We start from the raw sequence: 21,782 nt of genomic DNA on the forward strand, positions 1-21,782 counted from the left end.
CTTTTATCTAATCTTTAATGTAATGATAGTAAGTGCTGCTAAGATTATCGTAATGATCCAGAAACGTATGGTAATCTTGCTTTCATGCTTTGCACCATGTGGAACCTTGATGAGATATTTACATTCAGGGTCGAGTTGACTATCCTGAGTTCTGAAATTATCATGTATAGGGGTTCTCTTGAAGATACGCTGTTTCGTACCTTTCTTCTTACCCAACTTGTAATACCACACCTGTAGGATGACACTAAGGCTCTCAACAAAGAAGATTCCACAAAGTATTGGTAGTAATAGCTCTTTGTGGATAATAATAGCACCAACACCGATGATACCACCGATTGTTAGAGAACCGGTATCGCCCATAAAGATCTGGGCCGGATAGGCATTGTACCATAAGAAACCTATTAACGCACCGATAAAGGCACAGAAGAACACCACCAGTTCTTGACTTCCTGGTATATACATGATATTCAGGTATGCGGCAAAGTTGATGTGCGAACTTACGTATGCCAATATACCCAATGCCACACCTATGGTAGCAGAGTTTCCTGCACACATACCATCCATTCCGTCATTCAGGTTTGCTCCATTGCTGACAGCGGTGACAACGATGATGGTCATGATTACAAATAGAAGCCATCCTGCAGCTGTCTTATATTTACCGCAGAATCTCATAATTCTCGAATAGTCGAGATTATGACCTTTGACGAATGGGATGGTGGTCTTCAGCGACTTGACAGCCTCTGGTCTGTGTTTTACCACTACCTCCTGTCCGTTTTTCTGCTCAATGGTCAGATTTTCATTCATCTTTACGTCAGGTGAAGCCCAAAGAACCAATCCCACGATCAAGCCGATACCGATTTGTCCTACGATCTTGTATTTTCCTTTGAGTCCTTCCTTGTCTCGCTTGAATATCTTTATGAAATCATCCATTCCACCGAGGAATCCTAACCATACGGTCGTGATAATCATCAGAATGAGATAGATGTTGCGTAGTCGGCCAAGTAATAATACTGGTACAAGAATTGCAACAATAATGATGATACCTCCCATTGATGGAACACCAATCTTCTTTACTCCGAAAGGATCAATAGATGCATCTCTTTGAGTTTCTGTGATTTGCTTACTTTTAAGATATTTGATAAACTTCTCTCCAAACCATGCAGATATCGTTAGTGAGAGGATGAGCGCGAGAAGAGCACGGAAAGAGATGTAACCCCACATATGAGAGCCACTGATTCCAAATTGCTCAAGAAATCTAAAAAGATAATATAGCATATTCTTTAATCTTCTTTATTAAGCCTTTTGTTCGTCAAAGATTTCATGTAAAACTTCCTTATCATCGAAATGATGTTTTACACCTTTTATTTCCTGATAATTCTCATGACCTTTTCCAGCTACAAGAATCACATCTCCCTTCTCTGCAAGCATACATGCTGTTTTGATAGCCTCTTTGCGGTCGACAATGCTAACAACCTTTTTCATTTGTTTACTGTCAAGTCCTGCGAGCATATCGTTGATAATGTCCTGAGGCTCTTCAAAGCGAGGGTTATCACTTGTGATGATCACCTTATCGCTCTGCTTTACAGCTTCTTGTGCCATGATAGGCCGTTTGCCCTTGTCACGATTTCCACCTGCACCACATACGGTGATGACATGTCCTTTTCCGTTTAGAACCTCATGTATGGCTTTCAGCACATTTTCAAGAGCATCTGGTGTGTGTGCATAATCCACGACTGCGGTATATCCTTCTGGAGAATGAATAGGCTCAAGTCTTCCGCTGACGCTATGGAGGGTGCTCAAAGCAACTAAGATTTCTTCAGGTTCCTTGCCTAACATGATGGCAGCGCCATATACAGCTAATAGGTTACTTACATTGAACTTTCCAATGAACTGTACACCAACCTCATGTCCGCCAATCTCCAAATACATTCCCTCAAAATGGCATTCAAGGATTTTAGCTCTAAAGTCTGCCATTTGCTTGATAGAATATGTCTTGACGGTAGCCTTGGTATTTTGTACCATAACCATACCATTCTTGTCATCAGCATTCGTGATGGCGAAAGCATCTTTTCCGAGATTATCAAAGAAAGCCTTTTTAGCATCTCTATAGTTCTCGAAAGTCTTATGATAGTCGAGATGATCTCTTGTCAAGTTGGTGAAGAGACCTCCTGCGAACTTCAGTCCTCCGATTCTCTTTTGATGAATAGCGTGTGAAGAGCATTCCATAAATGCATATTTACATCCTGCCTCAACCATTTCACCTAATAGTTTGTTGAGTTCTATAGGATCTGGTGTTGTATGGTCTGCTGGTACTGGCTTGTCGTCAATATAGTTACAAACAGTAGACAAAAGTCCACACTTATATCCGAACTTACGGAACATATTATATAATAAGGTGGCAATTGTTGTCTTTCCGTTTGTTCCTGTTACTCCGACAAGGGTCAAATGCCTAGAAGGATCACCGTAGAAAAGAGTAGCCACCTTTCCTACCGCATCTTCTGTTGAATTTGTCTGGATATATGTGACTCCTGGGATTTTATTTTCAGGAAGTTCCTCACATAAAATTCCTTTTGCTCCTAACTCAATGGCCTTGTCTATATATTTATGACCATCGACTTGGGTTCCCTTCATTGCAATAAACAGATGCCCGTTCTGGATTTTTCTAGAATCGATGTTTACACCTGTAATCTCAACTTCGGCATCTCCAATAATTTGAATTGGCTTGATGTCTTTGAGCAATTCATTCAGTTTCATATCTTAATTTTTTATTTCTATTCTAATATCAGTTCACACTTTTCGCCTTTTCCTATTTTATGTCCAGGTTCAAGACTTTGTTTGACAACTTTCCCTCGTCCTTTCAGAATAACCTTTACGCCTCTGCTTTCGATGAGATAAACAGCATCGCGTGCGCCCATTCCGATAACATCTGGTATCATAGAATGACCATATATAGGTTGACGCTTGAGTGCCACCATTCGATTGCTTTCCTTTATGGCCTTTCCCCAAATAGGATTTCCATCGGCATAACTGCCACTCCAGTTGGTGTTATTTTGAATACCAAGATGGCTCAATACATAATTTGCAGCAAGAATATTTCCATCCTTCACATCAGGTATAGCGATTGATGTAGAATCTCTAGAATCCTTTACGTCAAGTTTCAAATTCTGGGCCATAATGCCTTCTGCGATGTTGTGGAATACCACTCCGCTCATACCACCTCCAGATGCAGGAAGCCCAGACTTCTGAATACATACGATACAACTATATCTAGGTTCGTCAGAAGGGAAATAACCAGCAAAACTCAGTAGATAGTTGGTTCCTCCGGCCTTATATCCGGCAGCACCTTTTGACATTTGGGCTGTTCCGGTCTTACCGGAAACTTTAAAGGATTTACTACCAGCCTTCTTTCCTAATCCGATGCTTACAACTTCTTCCAATATTTTCTGTAGCTTTTTCAATGCCTCTGGGTGATTACAGATCTTCTCTCTCATCACCTCAGGTGGATATTCCATAATGGTTTGTCCATTCTTGACCACTTTTTGTACGAATCGTGGACGCATCATCTTTCCATTGTTAGCCACAGCATTATAGAATGTAAGTGTAGAGATCGGTGGTATCTGAGTTTCATATCCGATACTCATCCATGGTAATGTCGTCTTACTCCAGTTATCATATTGTCCGTGACTATTTTTATGTGGCTTCCTTATGATTGCAGGAGTTGAACCTACCAGAGGAATCTCTAGGTCGTCAGCAATACCAGTACGGTATACGCCTTTGACGAATTTCTCAGGATCATTTCTGTAATGGTCATCAATAATTCTACTTACACCGATATTCGAGCTGTACCATAGTGTTTGAGGAAGGGTCAGCAATCCATAACCACCTTTGCGCCAGTTGTGGTCTTTCATATCTCTTCCATACATATTCCATATACCACCACCGGTTTCTACAGTATAGGTAGTGTCAACCACGCCATCATCAAGAGCTGTCAAGATAGAGATAGGTTTGAATACAGAACCAGGTTCCAGCAAGTCGCTTACAGCATGGTTCCTGATTTCACGATATTCACCATCGAAACATTTCTCCATATTTACGATAGCCTTTACGTCACCAGTAGCTACCTCCATCACGATAGCCACTCCGACATTTCCGTTGATTTCCTTTAATTCATCGATGACAGCACGTTCTGCTAAATCCTGCATGCTTACATCTATAGTTGTCACGATGTCTGCTCCATCTATAGCAGGAACGTCTGTGATGTTAAGGAATTTATTTCTTACTTTTCTTCTATGTACTACACCATTCTTACCACGTAAGATAGAGTCGTATGATAGTTCAAGTCCGAATCGTGCTGTGTCTTTTGCTCCATACATAGCGCCAATTGTTCTACCGGCAAGAGAACCGTAAGAGCGTTTGCGCGCGTTGAACTCTTCCCAGTGGAATCCCCCCTTGTATGAAGAAAGTTTGAATACCGGAAAATTTTTAATCTCCACAAACGTGTTATAGTCGATTCGCTTTGACCAAATGGCCCAATGTCTGCTTTGTTTTTTCCTTCCTTCGGATAGTGTCTTCTTGAAAGTTGCGACACTTTGCTCAGGGAATACATTATGTAGTCCTTCACAAATACTGTCCACTTTACGGTTCCAAAGCGAATCATTGTTAGCAGCATGTAGAGCTTGGAAGTCCATGTAGATTTTAAACTCCGGTAGACTGCTGGCCATTAATTGTCCATCACAACTTAGTATGTTTCCACGGCTCGGCTTTACTTGTACAGAGTCACGCTTTACACGGTCGGCTACGCGCATCCAATAATCCCTTTTGGCCGTCATGAGGAAGACCGTCTTTCCAATTACGAAGAAGGCTACAACGCTTAGTATAATAGCTATAGCGATGTATCTAGGCATAACTTTTTCTTGGTCAAACTTGCTCATTCTTCGCCCTCCGGAATATTAATAATATATGGTGGCTGATTAGCTATTTTCAGCACACTGTCTTTGTTGTTCTGAAGCATTTGCAGAATATGACTTTCACGACTTTTCTCTGTGATTTGACTGCTACTGGATAATGCTTTATATTTAGCATCCTGTAGTTCATTCTGCAATTCATCGATTTTTATCAAATCCTTCTGTACACTATATCGGTTAGAGATATAAATAATCAAGAAGAATACGATCAATATGATGAGCCATATTTGCTGTCGCATGGCTTTAGCAGACAGAATGTCCCCACCGAGAATTTTCTTGAGCGTGAAATTCTTGGAAAGTGGAGCCTCCCCTTCTATCGCTTGTTGTACGATAGCCTCTTTTAAGGAACTTACTTCGTTAGAAGTCCCTTGCTCAGAATTGGCATTGTCGTTTTTGTTATCAATATCTTCTTTCATTTTTTCTCTGCGATTCTTAATTTTGCGCTTCTGCTTCTCGGGTTTCTTTCCTGTTCCTCTCGGGTTGGAACAATCACTTTACTGTTGATAAGTTTAAATGGAGTTTCTATTCTACCAAAAAAGTCTTGTTCTATCTTTCCCTCAGGGTTTCCAGACTTCATCATATTCTTTACGATTCTGTCTTCTAGTGAGTGATATGTGATCACCGACAATCTTCCTCCCGGTTTAAGAATCGATACTGCAGCCTTTAGCATTTCTTTCAGCGCACTCATTTCGTGATTCACTTCTATTCGTAAGGCTTGAAATACCTTGGCTAAATCTTTTTTCTCGCGTTCTCGTTTGAATAAAGGCTCTATGACATTAATAAAGTCCTGAGTGGTCTCTATTTTCTTTTGTATCCTGTTTTTGCAAATTATGGATGCTAATTTTCTGGAATTCTTTAGTTCTCCATATAAATAGAAGATATCAGCCAAGTTTTCTTCCTCATAATTGTTGATGATGTCTGCGGCAGTATTGCCAGACCTTTTGTTCATTCTCATGTCGAGAGGAGCGTCGAATCTAAAAGAGAAACCTCTGGTTTCATCGTCGAAATGATGACTTGATACACCAAGATCAGCGAGTAGTCCGTCAATCTTCTCTATACCATAGTATTGCATCCAGTTCTTCAAGTATCTAAAATTAGAACGGACGAAGGTGAAATTAGGATTGGCCACGATGTTCTGTTCAGCATCGGGATCCTGGTCGAAACTGTACAGATGTCCATTGCCATTGATTCGTGATAGAATTTCACGAGAATGGCCACCACCACCGAAGGTGACATCTACATAGATTCCGCCAGGTTGTATATTGAGTCCGTCTACACTGTCCTTCAATAACACAGGTACGTGATATGTTTTGGCTGTTGTAATCATAATTCTCCTTGGTTTGAGTCTTCACTGTTTTTTGTAATATCCGACATAATGTCCTGCAGGGCTTCACGGAATTCTTCAGGTTCCATGAAAGGATTACCCTCCTCAAGGCTGCCCCATATTTCGATGGTATCATCGACACCAATAAAGGTAATGCTTTGCCCCAAATTGATTTTTTTGCTATATCTCTTTGGGATCAGAAACCTACCATTGCTGTCAAGGTTGATAAGCTCAACATTAGAAACAAAAGTTCTGAAAATTTGTTGGTGTCGAGCGTTCCATCTGTTAAGATGTGCACGTAAAGCATCCAATTGCTTGTTCCATACGGATTCTGGGTAAAGAACCAAGCATTGCTCAAAAGGATTCTTCTTTAGAACCAGTCTCTCCTCGTTAGATGCTTGTAGCACCTTGCGGAAAGCAGATGGTAGGAAAGCTCTTCCTTTAGAGTCTGTCTTGGCTTCTATGTTCCCTAAAAAACGCATACGTACATATATAATGTGAAATATGGGTTCAAAGTTACATATTTTCTACCACATTTCCCCACATTTTCCCACTTTTTTTTGTTTTTGCAGAGAAAAATATTTTTTGCTTCTGTTCATGTCTCTCTAAAACAAATCGAATTTGTTATTATTATTCTTATTTCTGTTGATGAAATCGTGTCAAAATGGTTGTTTTTTGAACTTTTTTCGAAGAAATGTAACGTTTTAGAAAAAGTTGTGTTATTTTTGCATGGTGTTATTGGAAAATGAACATGGGTGAGAAAGTAGAGAAGACAATAGACATAGAAAAGGTCCTTCAAGGGAAAATGGGAAAGAAAGCAAAACTGGTTCCGCGTTTTGTTGTTTCTTGGCTCAAACATATCATCCACGAAGATGAGGTGAACAAATTCCTTTGGGAGAGTCGAAATATAAGTGGTACAGAATGGCTCACGGAGTGTGTTCGTTATCTTAAAATGACCTTGGATATCAAGGGAATGGAGAATCTGCCGGATAAGAATGACGGAAAACTCTATACCTTTGTTTCTAATCATCCTCTTGGTGGTCAGGATGGTGTAACCTTAGGGTCTATCATAGGACAGCATTTTGATGGTAAGTTTAGGTATCTTGTGAATGATCTGCTGTTGAATTTGCCTGGTTTGAAACCTGTGAGCATAGGAATTAACAAGACAGGCAAGCAGAGTCGTGATTTCCCTCGTATGGTGGAAGCCGCTTTTCAGAGTGAGAATCATATCCTCATGTTCCCGGCAGGTTTGAATAGTAGAAAGATAAATGGGGAGATCCATGATTTGCCTTGGAAGAAAACCTTTATCAGCAAGAGTGTAGAATATCAAAGAGATGTGGTCCCTATTCATTTTAGTGGTCAAAATTCAAAGCGATTTTATCGGATAGCTAAGTTTAGTGACCGTTTCTTGCCATTTAATTTGGCTATGCTTTTCCTGGTTGATGAGATGTATAAGAATGTCGGGAAGACTTTTGAAATACGAATCGGTAAGCCAATACCTTGGCAAACCTTTGATAAGTCGAAGACACCATTGGAATGGGCTCAATATGTAGAGAACAAAGTTTATGAATTGTAAGTGAATGTGATATATGGAAGAGGAAATCATTCAGCCTATAGACAAGCAGTTGCTAAAGCGTGAACTCACTTTGGATAAGCAGTTGCGTATGACAAATAAAAGTCATAACGAAATCTATGTCGTTACTGCTCAGAATGCTCCAAATGTGATGAAGGAAATCGGTCGTTTGAGAGAGGAAGCTTTCAGAACAGCTGGTGGAGGTACTGGTAAATCTATGGATATTGATGAGTTTGATACAATGGAGAATGGCTGTCGTCAACTCATTGTGTGGAATCCTGAAAATGAGGAAATTATAGGTGGATATCGTTATTTGTTTGGTGAAGACTGGAAGATAGATTCTAGTGGACAACCTATTTTGGCGACCAGCCATATGTTTCATTTTTCGGAACAATTCATGAAAGATTATGCTCCTTATACGGTAGAACTTGGACGGTCTTTTGTAAGTCTGGAATATCAAAATGTAAGGAAAAATACAAAGAGTATCTTTGCACTCGACAATCTTTGGGATGGTTTGGGTGCTTTGACGGTAATCAATCCTAAATGTAGATATTTCTTTGGAAAGATGACGATGTATCCTTCTTATATCCGTGAAGGTAGGGATATGATTCTTTATTTTCTGAAGAAGCATTTTGAGGATAAAGACAATTTGGTGATACCTATCAAACCTTTGAAGATAGATACGCCAATAGAAAAATTGGAAAGTATCTTTACTGCGGATAATTTCAAGGATGATTACAGAATTTTGAACAAGAAGATTCGTGAACTTGGATTTAATATTCCTCCATTGGTAAATGCTTACATGAATCTAAGTCCTACCATGAAGTTGTTTGGTACGGCGATAAATTATGGTTTTGGTGATGTTGAGGAAACGGGTATCCTGATAGCTGTTGATGAAATCTTGGAAGATAAACGAGTTCGACATATCAATAGCTTTATAAAGGAACATCCTGAAGCTATGCATATTACAAGTGGGGCAAATAATGTGATTTATAAAGAAAAGAAATAAAAAATAGAAAAGGCGGAACTATTTAGGTTCCGCCTTTTTCTATATACAGTATCTCTTATGAGAGATTTTTTTATACGATTGGTAGGCTGATACCATTGATCTTTTGGTAAATATCTAATGCGTAGATATCAGTCATACCGCTGATATAATCGATGATAGCCATAATTCGAGTTTCAAGATCTTTACTATGAATGTCGTATTGACTGCTTACCCTTTTGATGAGTTGTTGAGAATAGAAACGCTCTGGGTTGATGGCAGCAGAAATGAAGACATTCATGAGTGTTTCCATAATCTTGTAACCGGATAGTTCAATATCAAGAACAGGTTTACTGTTGTATATTTTCTGAACGGATACCTCGGTACAATGTTTGTAAGCGTCCCTAGGCAATTTAGAGATATTCTTGATTAAACTGCCTTCAAACTCCCCATTTAGAATTTCTTCTTCATGTTCTACAAAGGTGTTGACACATTCGCGCTCAAGTTTTCCGATGACACAAGCCCTCATGTAAACCACTTGCTCATTTAAGTCACTTACCCCTTCTTCTTGTATTCTCTTGAGAATATCCTGTTGTGTTTCCTCCTCGAAAAATCCCAGAAGTAAATCCTTCGTCTCCTCAAACGACAGAATCTTAAGTTTGTGGGCATCTTCGATATCCATGATCTCATAACAGATATCATCGGCAGCTTCTACGAGATATACCAAGGGATGACGAGCATATTTTAAAGTTCCGTTTTGATTTTGTTCACACTTGATTCCTAATTCCTCAGCCACTTTCCGATAAGATTCCTTCTCGGAAATGAAAAAGCCGAATTTGCCATGTTTGCCGGCTAAGTCGCTGGAAAAAGGATATTTGACGATACTGGCCAACATCGAATACGTCATGACGAAACCGCCCTCACGACGTCCGCGGAAGCGATGTGTGAGCAGTCGGAAAGCATTGGCATTACCTTCAAAATGTGTGATGTCGTCCCAGAACCCAGGTGATAGCTTCTCTTTTAAGATAGCCCCTCTTCCTTCAGTAAAGTAAGTTTGAATAGCCTTCTCTCCAGAGTGTCCGAAAGGAGGATTTCCCATATCATGCGCCAGACAGGCCGCACTTACGATCGTACCGATCTCTTCGAATAGCGTATTGGTAAGTTCGGGATGTTTCTTCTTGAGTAACACACAGATGTCATTGCCGAGCGACTGGCCCAGACTGGAAACCTCAAGACTATGAGTAAGTCGGTTGTGTACGAAAATAGACCCAGGGAGTGGAAATACCTGCGTCTTGTTTTGTAGTCTTCTGAAAGGGGCAGAATAGATTAACCGATCGTAATCTCTTTTGAATTCAGAGCGGTCATCGTGGCGCTCAGCATGTTTATGCTCCTGACCAAGTCTTTTATTTGATATGAGTTGAATCCATTTCATATCGCAAAAGTAATGTAAAAATTCGATAATTTCTTTCATTTTAAGATGAAAAATGCAAATATCTGCCTAGAAATCATTATTTTTGCATTTAATTCAATTATATTCAGTACATGGTCAAGATTAAAGTTATCAATAAAGGACATCAGAAGTTGCCAGCATATGCAACAGTTCAGAGTGCAGGAATGGATTTGCGTGCAGATTTACAAGAAGATATTGTACTTCGTCCAATGCAGCGCCAGTTGATTTCTACAGGTCTCTATATCGCATTGCCAGAAGGTTATGAGGCACAGATTCGCCCCCGTTCAGGTTTGGCTCTGAAATATGGTATTACGGTATTGAACACTCCCGGAACTGTTGATGCTGATTACAGAGGTGAAATCAAAGTGCTTCTTATCAATCTATCACAAGAGAATTTCGTGATAGCCGATGGCGAACGTATTGCACAAATGGTGATAGCTAAGCATGAACAAGGCAAATGGGAAGAGGTAGAAGTGCTGGATGAAACTGAACGTGGTGATGGTGGCTATGGCCATACTGGAGTAAAATAATATCATGATGGTAAAAAATCCCCTTTTCATCGTAAAGATTGCTATAGGATTGATTGTTGTTTCAGCAATTTCTCCATCCTTGGCTCAGAAGCGAAAAAGTAAAAAGGTCATCATAGAGAGATATGATGATACTTTAAGCGAGAACACAAAGGAACGTTACAATTATTTCTTTGTGGAGGCTTCCCGTCAACAATCTTTAGGAAAATATGATAGGGCATTCGATTTGTTGAATCATGCCATTTCTTTGAATCCGAAGGGTGCTGAGGCTTATTATAACAGAGCTATGTATTTCTCTTCTTTGAAGAATGATTCTCTGGCTTTAGCCGACTTACTGACAGCAGCTCGATTGAATCCTGAGAATACTACTTATCAGGAGCGAATAGCACAGTATTATCTGGGTTCTCAGAAGTATGATCAGGCTATCGTAGCTTATGAAGCCCTTTATGACCATACCCGAGACAATCTCGAAGCCTTGCAAATTCTTTTGCAACTATATCAGCAGAATAAAGATTATAACAAGATGATTAAGACGATAAACCGTCTTGAGGTCTTGGAGGGGGAAAGTGAGAAGACGGCACTTTCCAAAGTGAGCATTTATGAGAAGAAAGGAGACAAAAAGGCGGCTTATAAAGAACTGAAGTCTTTGGTGAATCGTCATCCTTTGGATGCCAGTTATAAGATAAAACTGGGAAACTGGCTGATACAGAATAAGAAACAGAAAGAAGGCTTAAAATATTTCAGGGAAGTGCTGAAGGAAGAACCTGATAATAATGATGCTCAGGTCTCTTTGCATTACTATTATCAAGTAACGCATCAGGATTCTTTGGCTAATCAGTTACTGAATAAGATTTTGCTTAGTAGTAAAACTTCTATGCAAACTAAAGCAATCATGATGCGCAGTTTTATTCAGGAGAATGAACAACATGGTGGTGATTCTACTGTCGTGTTGAATCTCTTCAATAGGGTACTGGCTTCGTCTCAGACAGATGCGGGAATGGCCGAACTCAAGGCTGCATACATGACAGTAAAGCAGATGCCGATGGATTCAATCAATCAAGCATATCATCAGGTGCTCCAGATTGCTCCGGATAATGCAAATGCGCGATTGAGTATTATCCAGAATTTGTGGGCGGAGAAGAAATATGATGCTGTTATTGAAATGTGTAAGCCTGCACAGGAATATAATCCCGATGAAATGGCCTTTTATTATTTCGAGGGTCTTGCATATTATCAGAAAGAAGATAATGATGCAGCACTTTCTGCCTTTAAACGCGGAGTCTCCCAAATCAATGCTCAAAGTAATGCGGAAATGGTATCAGACTTCTATGCTCTGATGGGAGATATCTTGCAACAGAAAGGGAACTCCAAGGAAGCTTATGCCGCGTATGACAGTTGTCTGCAATGGAAGGATGATAACATTGGATGCCTGAACAACTATGCTTACTATCTCAGTTTAGAGAACAAAAATTTATCAAAGGCAGAACAGATGAGCTATAAGACGGTGAAGGCAGAGCCGAAAAATTCTACTTATCTCGATACTTATGCCTGGATATTGTTTATGGAGAAACGTTATTCTGAAGCGAGAATCTATATCGATCAGGCAATGAACAACATGGATTCTATTTCTTCGAATAATGTCATTCCTGAGCATGCCGGCGATATCTATTTTATGATGGGTGAAACGGATAAGGCTGTTGGATATTGGAAAAAGGCTTTGGATATGGGCAATAAATCTACGATTTTGCCGAAGAAAGTATTATATAGGAAATATTTAAAAGAATAATAGAGCATGAAAGTATCTTCAATCATAAAAGTTCTAATGGTGGGATTACCTTTGGCATTTTCCTCTTGTGGTTCTCATAAGGCATTAGTGAGTGATTCTGCTCAGCATACTGAGAAACAACAGGCTACAACTACAGATAGTAAAAGCCAAAAACTGATATTCCTACAGAAGGTTTCGGATAATCAAGTTTATGCTAAAAATATCGTTGGTAATATGACATTCCATCTTGAGGCTGGAAGCAAAAGTGTGACGTTGCCAGCTTCTCTTCATATGCGTAAGGATCAGGTGGTGAGAATCCAGCTGATGATTCCTATCTTGGGAAGCGAGATTGGAAGATTAGAATTTACTCCGGATCACGTACTTATCGTAGATCGTATGCATAAGGAGTATATACAGGCGAAATACGATGAAGTGGACTTTCTGAAGCGTCAGGGCATCAACTTTTATTCTTTGCAAGCTCTTTTCTGGAATCAACTTTTACTTCCTGGTAATAAAGAAGTTTCAGAATCAGATCTTTCCAAGTTTACAGTAGGAGAACAGGATGCTTCTAGTCAGATGATCCCTATCAGTTTTAAAAACGGGGAGATGCTGTATAAATGGAATGCAGAGGCCAGAAGTGGTCAGATTAAGGAAGCTCATGTGACATACAATAGTAAGCAAAATGGCAAGTCTGTTTTACTTATGAAATATTCTGATTTCAGAAATGTTGGGGTAAAGCAATTCCCAGCATCCCAATCTTTGCGACTCTCTACACAAGTGGGGCAGAAGCAACAGAATATGCAAGTAAATCTGGAATTGGATGAAGTGACAACAAAAAGCGATTGGAAGGTGGAAACGGAGATCTCGAGTAAATATAAGAAAGTGGCTCCAGAAGATGTAATTGGAAAATTGATGAAATTGTAATGAGAAAAATAATTATCATATTGTTGATACTTACTTTTGGAAATAGTGCTTATTCCCAGAATAAGAAAAGTCAACCAAAGAAAAACCATACCGTTCAAAAACAAGTTCCTAAAAAGCAGGTCCAAAGTGGGAAAAAAGGTAATCTCCAGAAGATTTACATGACTTCTTCGATTAGAGGACTTCAGGGACAGCGTGCTTCTATTCAGAAGAAAATCAAAGAACAAGAATTGGCTTTAAGCAAGAATAAGGCAGATGTAGAGGAACGCTTGCAGAAACTACTTGTTATCAATAGTGAAATTGATCAGCGACAAAAGAATATTGAAGGTATACAGCAGGATATTACTCATCTTGAGGGTAATATCGGTATCTTGAAAAGTCAGTTGAAGACTTTGGAAAAGCAGTTGCAGGATCGCAAGAATAAGTATATCAGTAGTATGCGATATATGTCGCGCCGACATAATCTACAAGACAAACTGATGTTCATCTTTAGTGCCAAGAATCTGGCTCAGATGTATCGTCGTTTCCAGTTTATCCGCCAGTATTCTTCTTATCAGAAGGCTCAGGGTGAGATGGTACAGGCCAAACAACTAGAGATCAATGATAAGCATAAACAATTAGAAACAGTAAAAGGTCATAAAAATAACTTGTTGAATAAAGGTCAACAGGAAAAACTACAACTGCAAGGTAAGCAGACAGAACAGCAAGAAGTTGTAAAAGGGCTGCAGCAACAGCAAAAGACAATTCAGAGCATCATAGACCAACAGCGCCAGAAGGATGCAGCTCTGAATGCTCAGATTGATCGTTTGGTCGCTCGGGAAATTGCTAAAGCTCGTGCTCGTGCTGCTGCAGAGGCTAAAAAACGTGCCGCTGCTGCGGAAGCAGCAAGAAAGCGTGCTGCAGAACTTGCTCGAAAGAAGGCTGCTGCTGAGGCTGCTGCGCGAGAGAATGCACGAAGGATTGCAGAGGCCAAAGCCCGTGAGGAAAAGTTGAGAGCAGAAGCTGCGGCTGCAGCAAAGGCCGCTGAAGAGGCTCGACGTGCTCAGGCTGCCGCAGAAGCACAGAAACGTGCTGCTGCAGAACAACAAGCAAGACAGGCTGCTATACGAAAAGCTCAGGCAGAACAGGCTGCCAAAGAAGCTGAGGCTGCCCGTGTCGCTGCAGAACGAAAGGCTGCTGCTGATAAGGAACGTAGTGCCCAGGCAATTTCTAAGGCACGCGAAGAAGCTGAGGAAGCCAATAATTTCAGTACGGTGGATCGTATGATGTCGAATGGCTTTGAAAGTAATCGTGGTAGATTACCTATGCCTATCACCGGAAGTTATCGTATTGTCAGCCACTTTGGGCAACACTCTGTAGAGGGACTGAAAGGCGTAACTCTCGATAACAAAGGTATTAATATCTTAGGAAAACCTGGGTGTGTGGCAAGAGCTGTTTATGACGGAGAAGTTAGTGCCGTAACTGGTTATCGTGGAACATGGGTTGTTATGGTACGACATGGCGAATACATCTCTGTATACTGTAATCTGAAATCTGTATCAGTAAGGACAGGACAGAGAGTAAGTACTCGTCAGGCTTTGGGTGCAGTAGGAACGGATAATATTCTACAATTCCAATTGCGTAAGGAGTTCTCGAAACTGAACCCAGAGGTTTGGTTGGGCAGATAAATTATAGGATAGCGCCATTGAGTAAAAGAAAATATTGCTTAATGGCGTTTCTTATTTCCTCGATTTTGATGTATTCATCGGCAGAATGACTTCTTGATGAGTTCCCCGGTCCAAGTTTGAATGAAGGGAAAGGCATTAATGCTTGATCACTAAGCGTAGGACTTCCAAAAGGTTGCATTCCCATCTCAATACATTTCTGTATCAAAGGATGCTGGAGATCTATGTGCGAAGATTTAAGTCTGAAAGAATGAGCCTTGCATTCGCATGACACATGTTTGCGGATGAAGTCGTATACATCCTCATTGTCGTAGAACTCGTTTGTACGAATGTCAACGAGAGCTTTACATTCATCGGGGATAACATTATGTTGCGTCCCCGCATGTACGACAGTAACCGTCATCTTTGTAGGACCAAGGAAATCACTGATCTTCTTGAATTTATAATCTCTGATCCATGTAAGATCATCCAAGATTTCGTAGATAGCATTCTTTCCCTCGTTTCTAGCTGCGTGTCCACTTACCCCATGAGCAATCAAGTCTATTACCATTAGCCCCTTTTCAGCTACGGCAGGTTGCATTCCGGTAGGTTCTCCAACAATGGCGATGTCTATTTCGGGTAATAGGGGAAGTACCGAAGCAATACCGTTTGCTCCGGAAATCTCCTCTTCAGATGAAGCAAGATAGATGTAATTATAGTTTTGCTCTTCTTCTGATAAGAGTCTGAAAATTTGCAGTAAAGATACCAGACCACCGCCACAATCGTTACTTCCTAAACCATAAAGTCTTTCGTCCTCTATTATAGGAAGGAAAGGATCCTTAGTCCATGAAGTCGTTGGCTTTACGGTATCGATATGCGCATTGAGTAATAGAGTCTTTTTGTTATGGTCCCAATGATCCGAGAGCGTCCATATGTTATTACCCGATCTATGCGTCTTATATCCATATTTACAAAGAGTAAACTCGATGATATCAGCAGCTTTCTCCTCTTGTCTGCTGATTGATGGTGTTGCAATTAGTTTTTTCAGTAATTCAACAGCCTCTAGTGTATAATCTTCTTGTTTCATATCAGAGACAAAGATAGTAAAAAGTTTGCGTTATATACCCTTCATGCCACAGTTTTGGCATAAAAAATTTTGTTTTGTTGTTGATTTACATTATCTTTGCATAAAATAAAACGATAAGCTTATGCAGACAAGATGTCATCTTTCAGTACTGATTCATGAACAGGCAAAAAAATATGGAGATAAGCCAGCATTGACTTTTAGAAATTTTGGAAGTTTAAAATGGAAGACAGTGTCATGGAATCAGTTCTCTCTGAGAGTAAAGCAAGTTAGTAATGCTTTATTAAACCTTGGAGCGAAGCCACAGGAGAATATTGCTGTTTTTTCACAGAATTGTATACACTATCTTTATACCGATTTTGGTGCTTATGGTGATAGAATAGTTTCTATACCATTCTATGCCACGAGTAGCGAACAGCAGATTCAATATATGGTAAATGACGCTCAGGTTCGTTTCCTTTTTGTAGGCGAGCAGGAGCAATACGACAAGGCACATAGAATCTTTGCCTTGTGTCCTTCTTTGGAGAGAATCATCATCTTTGACAGAAGTGTACGTATCAGTACCCATGATCCAGCTGCACTTTACTTTGAAGATTTCCTTAAACTTGGTGAAAACCTTCCACGACAGAGCGAGGTTGAAGAATGTTGGCGTCAGGCTAGTGGGGATGATATTTGTAATATTCTATACACCAGTGGTACAACAGGCGATAGCAAGGGTGTTGTATTGACATATAGCCAGTATGCTGCTGCACTTGAGGGAAACGACGAATGTGTCCCTGTAGGCGAGAAGGATCGTGTGATCAACTTTTTACCATTTACACATATTTTTGAGCGTGGATGGGCATATTTGGCCTTGTCAGAAGGAGCACAGATGATAATCAATACTTATCCAAAGGAAATTCAGGAAAGTATGCGCCAGACACATCCTACCTGTATGAGTTCTGTACCTCGCTTCTGGGAAAAGGTATATATTGCAGTAAAATCTAAGATTGACAATTCAAGTGCATGGCAGAGGAAGATCTTTAAGCATGCCTTGGCAGTCGGTCGCAAGCGCAATATAGAATATCTTAGTCGTGGTCGTCGTGTGCCTTTAACTTTGGAATTGGAATATCAGATCATCAATAAATCAATTTTGAGTCTTGTCAGAAAGCAGATAGGATTAGAGAATGCAAATATCTTCCCGACTGCAGGTGCTTATGTTTCACCGGAAGTTGAGGAATTTGTACATTCCATCGGTATTTTCATGATCGTAGGCTATGGTCTTACAGAGAGTTTGGCTACTGTATCTTGTGACCATCGAGATAAGCCTTATACAATAGGTTCTGTAGGTAGACCAATTTCCAGTATAGAAATTAAAATAGGCGATGATGATGAAATCTTGCTTAAGGGTCCTACGATTACTCGAGGCTATTATCATCGAGACAATATTAATGCAAAAGCCTTTGATAAGGATGGATTTTTCCATACGGGTGATGCAGGATATTTGAAAGATGGCGAGCTCTACTTAAAAGAAAGAATCAAGGATCTTTTCAAGACTTCTAATGGTAAGTATATTGCTCCGCAACAGGTGGAAGCATTACTGTTAGTAGATAAATACATTGATCAGGTTGCAGTGATAGCCGATCAGCGTAAGTTTGTCTCAGCATTAGTAGTACCGGAGTTTAGAATTCTTGAGGAATATGCTCGTGAAAATAGAATAAAGTTTGAGACGCGAGAGGATCTCTGTAATAATGAGAAAATCCAAAAGATGATGATGGAACGTATCAGTACCTTGCAACAGGGACTGGCACATTATGAGCAAATCAAACGAATGACATTGCTTCCGCATCATTTTTCGATGGAATCTGGTGAATTGACGAATACATTGAAATTGAAGCGCCCTGTAATCAATAAAGTCTATAAGGATGTTATTGATAGGATGTATGCAGAATAATTGTTGAATATAGAATAATAAAAAGTGATAACAGCAGATCAGTTAAAAGATGTAGTGGATCGTGTGGGTGCATTGCATCATTATCTAAATATTGATAGAAAACAGGTAGAGTTCGAAGAAGAACAACTTAGAACTCAGGCTCCAGACTTTTGGGACGATCCTAAAAGAGCTGAAGCGCAGATGAAGAAAGTAAAAGGAATAGAGAAATGGCTCAAAGGATATCAGGAAGTAAAGAACTTTGCTGATGAGTTGCAATTGGCTTTCGACTTCTATAAAGACGAGATGGTTACGGAGGAAGAAGTTGATGCAGACTATGATAAAGCGATTAAAGCCATTGAAGAACTTGAGCTGATGAACATGCTTCGTCAGGAAGAGGATTCCATGGATGCAGTATTGAAAATCAACTCTGGTGCTGGTGGCACGGAGAGCCAGGATTGGGCTTCTATGCTTATGCGTATGTATACGAGATGGTCAGAGGCTCATGGTTACAAAGTGAAAATTACCAATCTACAAGATGGTGATGAAGCCGGAATCAAGAGCGTAGAGATGACCATAGAAGGTGGTGAATATGCTTATGGATTCCTAAAGAGTGAGAATGGTGTTCATCGTTTAGTACGTGTCTCACCTTATAATGCACAAGGCAAGCGTATGACGAGTTTTGCCAGTGTCTTTGTCACACCACTGGTAGATGATACCATCGAAATCTATGTTGATCCAGCCAAGGTAAGTTGGGATACATTCCGTTCTAGTGGTGCTGGTGGTCAGAATGTAAATAAGGTGGAGTCGGGTGTCCGACTGAGATATCAGTATGAAGATCCTGATACCGGCGAGAAAGAAGAAATTCTTATCGAGAATACCGAGACAAGAGACCAGCCTAAGAACCGTGCCAAGGCAATGCTGCTCTTGAAGAGTCAGTTGTATGATAGGGCACTGAAGAAGAAACAGGCCGAACAAGCAAAGGTCGAGGCTGGAAAGAAAAAGATAGAATGGGGTAGTCAGATTCGAAGTTATGTCTTTGACGATCGTCGTGTAAAAGATCATCGCACAGGTTATCAAACCTCAGATGTCGATGGCGTCATGGATGGAAAGATAGACGATTTCATCAAGTCGTATCTGATGGAGTTTGCCGCTTCTGATGCAGAAAAGGAAGATTAATAACCTATAATAATTAAAACTATGAGTAGTAATAAAGATTTAAGAAGAGCAAAGCATGCTGCTTACGAAAAAAAGCAAGAAGAGAAAGGTAAGCGAATCGTTAATTGGATTTTCGCAGGCTTGATAATTCTAGCTATTATCTTTATGATTGCTTCAATGAGCATGTAAGCAGATGAGTGGAATAGAAATAGAAAGAAAGTTTTTAGTTAGAAAAGGCGATGCTTATAAAAGCGCCGCCTTTTCAAGTAGTCGTATCAAACAAGGATACATACCAGCTCAAGGGGCTACGGTGAGGATTCGTGTACGTGATAAACAAGGTTTCCTCACAATTAAAGGAAAAAGCTATAATGGAGGTATGTCTCGTTATGAATTCGAAAAAGAGATAACACCAGACGAGGCTGAGAATCTCCTGAAGCTCTGTCAAGGTGGCCTTATAGATAAAACACGCTATTTAGTGAAGGTAGGTTCTCATGTTTTTGAAGTTGATGAGTTTTATGGAGAGAACCAAGGGTTGGTAATGGCAGAAGTTGAACTGAAAGATGAAAATGAGGAATACGAGAAACCATCATTTGTTGGCTTGGAAGTTACAGGCGATCATAGGTTTTATAATTCCCATCTGCTTACTCATCCCTTCTCAGAGTGGAAAGACACTTTGCCAGAAGAATACCGATAAATTGTGCCAAGAACACTCCCACACAGTCTGCTATGAAGTCGAGCCATTCTCCACTTCGCCTTCCTCCTGTACAATAGGCTTGTAGTATTTCTATGAGTCCTCCCATGAATATAGGTATGATACAAGTCCATATTAGCATTCTTCTAATATGGATTTTCTTTTTCATAATAATCTCTTCTATCCAGAAAGTACAGCATAATACTAGATACATCGCGATATGAGTCCACTTGTCAATCAATGTGACACCAGACAGGGGCGTTTCTGGTATATCAATAAAGCATAATAGCCAGATTATGATGAATATGAAACAAGAAATAGGGTGTCTTGTTAAAATGTGATGCATAATTAATAAATTTACTTTCGATTTGTATGTAAAGATAAGATTTTTTTTATAATTTTGCAAACGAATGATTATATTATGTTAGTATGACAGAACAGAGAGGTAATTTTGGAAGTAAATTAGGAGCGATATTGGCCACAGCAGGATCAGCGGTAGGTCTCGGTAATATTTGGCGATTCCCATATATGACAGGTGAAAATGGAGGTGCAGCCTTTATACTTATATATATAATATGTGTCTTATTATTGGGTATTCCATGTATGTTGGGTGAATTTATCATCGGTCGTCATGGAGCATCTAATACGTATAGAGCATATAGCAAGTTATCAGAAGGAAAAGCTTGGAAGTATGTAGGATTGTTAGGCGTTGTTACAGGTTTCCTTATTACAGGTTATTATGCTGTTGTTGCCGGTTGGTGCTTACAGTATATCTTTGCTACAGTAATGGGACATCTTAATGGAACCCCACAGTATTATATCGATTATTTCAATGATTTCTCAACCAATCCGTTACGACCGATTTTTTGGACAGCAGTAATTATAGGCATTACCCATTTCGTAATTGTCCATGGAGTAAGAGGAGGAATAGAGCGTGCCTCGAAATTATTGATGCCTACATTATTCGTTCTTTTACTTGTCATTGTTGTAGCATCTTGTATGCTTCCAAACGCCTCTCAAGGTATAAGATTTTTGTTTTATCCAGAATTGGATAAGTTAAATTCAGAAGTTTTTCTAGGAGCATTAGGTCAGTCCTTTTATTCCCTTAGTATTGCAATGGGATGTATCTGCACATATGCTTCATATTTTAGTCGTCAGACCAACCTTACTACTTCAGCTATTCAGATTGGTATCATTGATAGTATCGTAGCCATCTTAGCGGGATTGATGATATTTCCAGCAGCATTTTCCGTTGGTGTAAATCCAGATAGTGGTCCATCGTTGATATTCATCACATTACCTAATGTGTTTCAGCAAGCCTTTGGCGGTTCCTCATTTGTCGGACTTATCATATCTCTGATGTTCTATACCTTACTGTCTTTAGCAGCACTAACATCATTGATGTCCTTGCATGAAGTGAGTACAGCATTCTTTTATGAAGAATTACATATCAGTCGTAAGAAAGGTGCAGTTATTGTTACAATAAGTACGTTGATTATAGGTGCAATCTGTTCTTTGTCACTTGGAGAATGGAACTTTCTTTCTCTTTCAGGAAAGAACTTGTTTAGTATCTTTGACTTTGTAACTGGACAGATATTTCTACCTCTTGGTGGATTTCTTACATGTATATTTCTTGGCTGGTATGTGCCCAAAGATATTCTTAAAAGTGAGTTTACCAATTGGGGAACATTGAAAGGTACATTTTTTGGAATATTCCTTTTCCTGATTCGTTTTGTATGTCCAATATCTATATTGGCAATATTCCTTCATCAGTTTAATATCATTTAG

At 39.8% G+C, this 21,782-nt stretch carries 20 protein-coding genes; 11 read left to right on the top strand and 9 right to left on the bottom strand.

Features of this window, described 5'->3' with window-relative positions; genetic code table 11:
- Positions 1–3: 3 nt before the first annotated feature.
- From mraY to K333_RS0106375, 6 genes are read right to left on the bottom strand one after another with little or no spacing between them, the layout of a single operon-like run.
- Positions 4–1,275 (bottom strand): phospho-N-acetylmuramoyl-pentapeptide-transferase, encoded by a 1,272-nt coding sequence (gene mraY, locus K333_RS0106350; RefSeq protein WP_024989820.1) that lies wholly within the window; start codon positions 1,273–1,275, stop codon positions 4–6.
- A gap of 18 nt (positions 1,276–1,293) precedes the next feature.
- Positions 1,294–2,754, bottom strand: a complete 1,461-nt coding sequence (locus K333_RS0106355; protein ID WP_024989821.1) for a UDP-N-acetylmuramoyl-L-alanyl-D-glutamate--2,6-diaminopimelate ligase — start codon at positions 2,752–2,754, stop codon at positions 1,294–1,296.
- Positions 2,755–2,771: 17 nt separating this feature from the next.
- Positions 2,772–4,931 (bottom strand): penicillin-binding protein, encoded by a 2,160-nt coding sequence (locus K333_RS0106360; protein ID WP_024989822.1) that lies wholly within the window; start codon positions 4,929–4,931, stop codon positions 2,772–2,774.
- Positions 4,928–5,380 (bottom strand): FtsL-like putative cell division protein, encoded by a 453-nt coding sequence (locus K333_RS0106365; RefSeq protein WP_024989823.1) that lies wholly within the window; start codon positions 5,378–5,380, stop codon positions 4,928–4,930. The genes K333_RS0106360 and K333_RS0106365 overlap by 4 nt, the downstream gene beginning before the upstream one ends.
- Positions 5,377–6,291, bottom strand: a complete 915-nt coding sequence (gene rsmH, locus K333_RS0106370; protein WP_024989824.1) for a 16S rRNA (cytosine(1402)-N(4))-methyltransferase RsmH — start codon at positions 6,289–6,291, stop codon at positions 5,377–5,379. The genes K333_RS0106365 and rsmH overlap by 4 nt, the downstream gene beginning before the upstream one ends.
- Complete coding sequence (locus K333_RS0106375; protein ID WP_024989825.1) at positions 6,288–6,770, bottom strand: division/cell wall cluster transcriptional repressor MraZ; 483 nt, start codon at positions 6,768–6,770, stop codon at positions 6,288–6,290. Before K333_RS0106375 ends, rsmH begins: the two co-directional genes overlap by 4 nt.
- A 269-nt stretch (positions 6,771–7,039) precedes the next feature.
- Here K333_RS0106375 and K333_RS0106385 point away from each other — a divergent pair, with 269 nt between their 5' ends.
- Both K333_RS0106385 and K333_RS0106390 read left to right on the top strand, forming a co-directional pair.
- On the top strand, positions 7,040–7,864 hold the full coding sequence (locus K333_RS0106385) for a glycerol acyltransferase (protein ID WP_024989827.1): 825 nt from the start codon (positions 7,040–7,042) through the stop codon (positions 7,862–7,864).
- A 13-nt stretch (positions 7,865–7,877) separates the two neighbouring features.
- Positions 7,878–8,870 (top strand): GNAT family N-acetyltransferase, encoded by a 993-nt coding sequence (locus K333_RS0106390; RefSeq protein ID WP_024989828.1) that lies wholly within the window; start codon positions 7,878–7,880, stop codon positions 8,868–8,870.
- Between the two features lie 70 nt (positions 8,871–8,940).
- Here the strand turns inward: K333_RS0106390 and dgt are convergent, their stop codons facing one another.
- Positions 8,941–10,278: a dGTP triphosphohydrolase gene (gene dgt / locus K333_RS0106395; protein ID WP_024989829.1), complete on the bottom strand. Its 1,338-nt coding sequence runs from the start codon at positions 10,276–10,278 to the stop codon at positions 8,941–8,943.
- 110 nt (positions 10,279–10,388) lie between these two features.
- Between dgt and dut the strand changes: the two genes are divergently transcribed.
- The 4 genes from dut to K333_RS0106415 are packed head-to-tail and all read left to right on the top strand — an operon-like array spanning position 10,389 to position 15,176.
- Complete coding sequence (dut, locus tag K333_RS0106400) at positions 10,389–10,826, top strand: dUTP diphosphatase (RefSeq protein WP_024989830.1); 438 nt, start codon at positions 10,389–10,391, stop codon at positions 10,824–10,826.
- A 4-nt stretch (positions 10,827–10,830) separates the two neighbouring features.
- A complete protein-coding gene (locus tag K333_RS0106405) occupies positions 10,831–12,609 on the top strand; it encodes a tetratricopeptide repeat protein (protein WP_027452471.1) in 1,779 nt (592 codons plus the stop codon).
- A 6-nt stretch (positions 12,610–12,615) separates the two neighbouring features.
- A complete protein-coding gene (locus tag K333_RS0106410; protein ID WP_024989831.1) occupies positions 12,616–13,512 on the top strand; it encodes a DUF4292 domain-containing protein in 897 nt (298 codons plus the stop codon).
- Positions 13,512–15,176, top strand: a complete 1,665-nt coding sequence (locus K333_RS0106415; protein ID WP_024989832.1) for a murein hydrolase activator EnvC family protein — start codon at positions 13,512–13,514, stop codon at positions 15,174–15,176. Before K333_RS0106410 ends, K333_RS0106415 begins: the two co-directional genes overlap by 1 nt.
- A 1-nt stretch (position 15,177) precedes the next feature.
- Here the strand turns inward: K333_RS0106415 and K333_RS0106420 are convergent, their stop codons facing one another.
- Positions 15,178–16,239 (bottom strand): M20 family metallo-hydrolase, encoded by a 1,062-nt coding sequence (locus tag K333_RS0106420; protein WP_024989833.1) that lies wholly within the window; start codon positions 16,237–16,239, stop codon positions 15,178–15,180.
- Between the two features lie 121 nt (positions 16,240–16,360).
- On the opposite strand from K333_RS0106420, the gene K333_RS0106425 reads away from it, so the two are divergent.
- From K333_RS0106425 to K333_RS0106440, 4 genes are read left to right on the top strand one after another with little or no spacing between them, the layout of a single operon-like run.
- Complete coding sequence (locus K333_RS0106425; RefSeq protein WP_024989834.1) at positions 16,361–18,169, top strand: AMP-dependent synthetase/ligase; 1,809 nt, start codon at positions 16,361–16,363, stop codon at positions 18,167–18,169.
- Between the two features lie 24 nt (positions 18,170–18,193).
- Positions 18,194–19,324 carry a peptide chain release factor 2 gene (prfB, locus tag K333_RS0106430; protein ID WP_024989835.1) on the top strand — a complete coding sequence of 377 codons (1,131 nt, stop codon included), beginning with the start codon at positions 18,194–18,196 and terminating at the stop codon, positions 19,322–19,324.
- Positions 19,325–19,345: 21 nt separating this feature from the next.
- On the top strand, positions 19,346–19,492 hold the full coding sequence (locus K333_RS13355) for a hypothetical protein (protein WP_024989836.1): 147 nt from the start codon (positions 19,346–19,348) through the stop codon (positions 19,490–19,492).
- A gap of 4 nt (positions 19,493–19,496) precedes the next feature.
- Positions 19,497–19,997, top strand: a complete 501-nt coding sequence (locus tag K333_RS0106440; protein ID WP_024989837.1) for a CYTH domain-containing protein — start codon at positions 19,497–19,499, stop codon at positions 19,995–19,997.
- Here K333_RS0106440 and K333_RS12930 read toward each other — a convergent pair.
- On the bottom strand, positions 19,945–20,340 hold the full coding sequence (locus K333_RS12930; protein ID WP_081657216.1) for a VanZ family protein: 396 nt from the start codon (positions 20,338–20,340) through the stop codon (positions 19,945–19,947). The genes K333_RS0106440 and K333_RS12930 overlap by 53 nt on opposite strands.
- A gap of 83 nt (positions 20,341–20,423) precedes the next feature.
- Here K333_RS12930 and K333_RS0106445 point away from each other — a divergent pair, with 83 nt between their 5' ends.
- Complete coding sequence (locus K333_RS0106445; protein ID WP_027452472.1) at positions 20,424–21,782, top strand: sodium-dependent transporter; 1,359 nt, start codon at positions 20,424–20,426, stop codon at positions 21,780–21,782.

It is taken from the genome of Segatella albensis DSM 11370 = JCM 12258 (assembly GCF_000426565.1).
Classification (GTDB): Bacteria; Bacteroidota; Bacteroidia; order Bacteroidales; family Bacteroidaceae; genus Prevotella; species Prevotella albensis.